Below are 3,591 nucleotides of genomic sequence, written 5' to 3'. Positions count from 1 at the left end.
TTGCGATACAACCCAAAAAACAAAATCTGATTGTGGACTGCCGTTGATCACTGTAGAAAAGGGATTCTAGGTTGGGTGTTGGGCGACCCTAGTGCTGAAACATTCCGCCCGTTCTGGACGATCGTGGTGAGCTGGCCGTGCTCCTTCTATGTCACTGCTAGTTGGTCTGTTTATCCAGGATTTATTCCAGAGGGCGACCAGATGGCGAGCAAGACCTACATAACCCAAGTTAAAGGAGAAAATACACGCTTACGACACTATCTTGCTCGGTTACATCGCAAGACATTGTGCTATTCCAAATCCGTGGAGATGCTGCAGCACTCGATTCGGTTGTTACTGCACTACCTCCAATTTGGTGATGTACCTATCCCTCAGCGAATCATATTCCTATTCAGCAACGCCAGATTTTCTTGTGCATTAGGATAACGGGCAAAGCACTTTTCCTTAGGGGACAGCTGCACTATGCTGCTTCATCAATTGTTGTACTGCTTTTAGCAAATCCTGATGGACTGTAGTTGAACTTGCCATAATCAATCCTGGACGCTGGTAGTTGCAGCAGGTATGGAGCGGTGGCAGCGCAGTTCCCTCCAGCGTTGTGACTATTCCTCCCGCTTCTTGCACCAAAAATGCGAGTGCCGCACCGTCAATCCAGTTTCCGGCACGGGTGATTGCCCCTGAAAGTTCACCCGTCAGCAGTCCGTTGATCAAGGGAATTTGCGCGTCCTTGGAGTAATCCTGTGTTACGTCGATCGCCCTATAGCCTTCTAAATGGGGAGCAATTGCACCCATCGCAATGCCAAAAAAGACTGCTCGATCTGCGTCTCCAAGCATCAGGCGATCGCAATTGTCGAGGTCTGTCTCTAAATTTCCTTTCCAGCAGCCTTTCCCTCGTACTGCATAGTGGTAAATGTTTTGTGCCGGAGTTACAGCGATGACCGCTTCGTATTCGTCCGCATTCAGAATGCTCAGAATAATCTGATAGTTTTGGTGTCCATCTAGATAAAAGCGCGTACCGTCGATTGGGTCAAGCGTTACCAGGTAATCCCCCATTTCACCTAGATCGATCGCCCGAAAATAGCGGGTGTTATAAGACCGCTCGTGCTCCTCACCGTAAAAGCGAATATTAGGAAATGTGCTTAGGATTGCGACTTCGATCAACGTTTGAATGGATAAATCTGCGTCACTTAGGGCAGCAGCCAGGAAGTTGTCACTGTCCTTTTTAGGATGCGCCACAATTTGTGACTGAATCTGACGGGCGTAGGCAGCCGCAACGCGCAAATGGGGCAGGAGCGTGGCAAGAATTGATCGCGGAGTGGGGGTAGGCAGCATGAGGGTTGAAAGGCTTTCAATAAGGAGGGAGCTTCAAGCACTATTTCGACTTTCGCTTTGAATGGGGCGGCGTGCGGTGTTCGCCAAAGTATTTTTCACTGCGGTAGCGCAACCACACTCGCAACTCCTGCGGGATCTTGTCCTTTTGCTCTTTTGTCAGCGTGTTGTATAGAGCCAAGGCCCGTTCTCGCTCTCCGCGACAGGCATGATTGTTATGGGCATCCCAATAACAACGGGCAACGCGAATGCGCCGACATACTTCCTTGATCAGCGCCTCTCCTTGAAGTGGCTGTTCCTGCTTTGCCATACTATGGTCCAAAACGTCCTTCAATCGATCCTAGCTCACTCGGTTACAGGGCAACTTCAACGGTCATTCCGGCTCTCCGTAGCCGTTCTGCTAGGACATCCCCTAACCCTGTTGCGGGTGTGAGAATCCCACCTCGGCTCTTACCGTCCGGTAGCTCATCGGTTTGCACTGCCAAGCTCAAAGCAGACTCGCAGACGAACTTGACTGTAGCACGATTGCCCGGATCACCTTGGTCCCGAATCAGTCCGCGTACCTTGCGCCCCTCTTGAGCAGTGCCAATCAGCTCACAGGAGAACCAGCCTTCGTTCATCGTTTGCTCTGAAGGTCCGCTGCCCGGCTGCGGCAGGATGGGCTGTACCAGTGACCTAGCTTGCGGCTGTTGCAGAATGCCTGTCAGGAGGGCAAGTCCCGCTGTTGCGCCGGTTGCCTTCAGCCATGCCAAAGGTTCCTCAAACTTGAGATACTCCTGATAGGTAAAATCAGCTCCGTAGGGTTGCTGCCACCCGGCATACAGGGCACTACTGCGGCGCACAATGCGAGTGTTGACCGGAGCCATGAAGAAGGGAGCGACCCAGGTGTTGAGGTCGGGATCAAATGCAGGAATCCGTGGGTCACGATTGCGCTGCGCAGCACTTCCCCCTTGGGGGAAACCGATCTGAGCTTGCGAAGGGGGAGGGCTTGGGTTCAGCAAGAAGGGGTTGCTCATTTGGGTAGTTCCGTGGGAGTCGTAAAGGTTGAAGGCAGATGCCAGCGTCCCTCCATTAAAGCCGCCCACCGCCTGAAAATAGGCGTTCACCCGCTGAGTGGACATCCCCAACTGCTGCATGGACCGAACAACCAGATAAGTTCCCAGGTCAGACGGAACCGAATCAAAGCCACAGCAGGGAATAATGCGCGTTCCATCAGCGGCAGCTTGAGCATGATAGCGATCGATCAAGCGTCTGACCCAGGGTGTTTCCCCTGTAATATCGACATAATGAGTTTTGAAGCGAACACAAGCATCCACGAGGGTATTGCCATAAAGGGCAAAAGGTCCGGCAGTAGTCAGTAACACTCGCGTCTGGGCAACAATTGCATCGATCGCCTGCTGATCCTGGCTATCAGCAACCAACACATCCACAGCTATTCCCACTTCCTCCCGAACCGCTTCTAGTTTTAGGCGGTTGCGTCCGGCAATTGCCCAGCGGACCTGTTGCGGATCAACACAGCGAGCAAAGTACTGCACCGTTTGTTTACCAACAAAACCACTGGCACCGTAGAGGACAATATCGTAGAAACGATCAGGCATGGCATTCACGTTCCTGATTACAGGACTACATTGGCAACTGTAGCTGAGTTGCCTGGCTTTCTTCGACCTGGGGTAGAAATTGAGGTTTCAGGTGGCGAAAGGTCAGGTTATAGCGGGGGGTGGAGCGGGGAATTGCTTGATGGAGCAGTTTAGTGTTAATTCGAATCACTAATCCATCAGTGAGATGGTGCTGTAGCTCGCCCTGCTCGTAATCGCGCTCAAAATACAGCGCTTCGCCCAGGTTGATCATGACCGCTATCCCTTCAAAGTGTCCGTGGTCGCGATGCCAGTGAATGGTTGTATCGCCGCCGCAGACCAGTAGACTGTGCCAGCCCGGCAGCAATCGCTCTCCCAGCGACCGAATGCGCTCTCCGGGGTCATCCGTCCGCAGCAATCTGGCACGTCCTTTGGCAATCGATTGCAAGTTTGAGGCAACGCCAAAGCATTTGACCGATCGGTTGGGAGCGTAGCGGCTCTGAATGGCAGTTGGCGACAGGGAAAGCGATTGCACCCACTCCCAGAGTTCGACTAGGTTTTCTCCGCTCATCCGTCCAATGATTTCCATCCTGCCGAACCTTCCCAGCCATCATTCTGTCTTCCAGGATAGAGGACTCTGAGGTCACGCAGTGTAGTACGCCAATCACGAGCGGCCGACTAAATTCGCCTA

The 3,591-nt window shown here is 52.7% G+C and carries 4 protein-coding genes and 1 pseudogene; 1 reads left to right on the top strand and 4 read right to left on the bottom strand.

From position 1 onward, the window contains the following. Positions 1-30: 30 nt before the first annotated feature. Positions 31-426, top strand: a pseudogene (locus H6F80_RS00295) (IS1 family transposase); the annotation flags it as partial. Between the two features lie 18 nt (positions 427-444). On the opposite strand, the gene H6F80_RS00290 reads toward H6F80_RS00295, so the two are convergent. Genes H6F80_RS00290 through H6F80_RS00275 form a run of 4 tightly spaced genes read right to left on the bottom strand, consistent with a single transcriptional unit; the run spans position 445 to position 3,489 of the window. Then, positions 445-1,329 (bottom strand): inositol monophosphatase family protein, encoded by an 885-nt coding sequence (locus tag H6F80_RS00290; protein WP_190789626.1) that lies wholly within the window; start codon positions 1,327-1,329, stop codon positions 445-447. Positions 1,330-1,369: 40 nt separating this feature from the next. Continuing rightward, entirely contained in the window at positions 1,370-1,660 is a 291-nt protein-coding gene (locus H6F80_RS00285; protein ID WP_242067082.1) for a Precorrin-3B methylase, read from the bottom strand. Between the two features lie 19 nt (positions 1,661-1,679). Continuing rightward, positions 1,680-2,924: a saccharopine dehydrogenase family protein gene (locus H6F80_RS00280; protein ID WP_190789625.1), complete on the bottom strand. Its 1,245-nt coding sequence runs from the start codon at positions 2,922-2,924 to the stop codon at positions 1,680-1,682. A gap of 25 nt (positions 2,925-2,949) precedes the next feature. Further along, a complete protein-coding gene (locus H6F80_RS00275; protein ID WP_190789624.1) occupies positions 2,950-3,489 on the bottom strand; it encodes a hypothetical protein in 540 nt (179 codons plus the stop codon). Positions 3,490-3,591 lie beyond the last annotated feature (102 nt).

This window comes from Leptolyngbya sp. FACHB-711 (genome assembly GCF_014695615.1).
GTDB lineage: Bacteria > Cyanobacteriota > Cyanobacteriia > Elainellales > Elainellaceae > Leptolyngbya_A.
The sequence above is the reverse complement of the archived record's forward strand: the minus strand, read 5'-3'. Positions and strand labels throughout refer to the sequence as shown.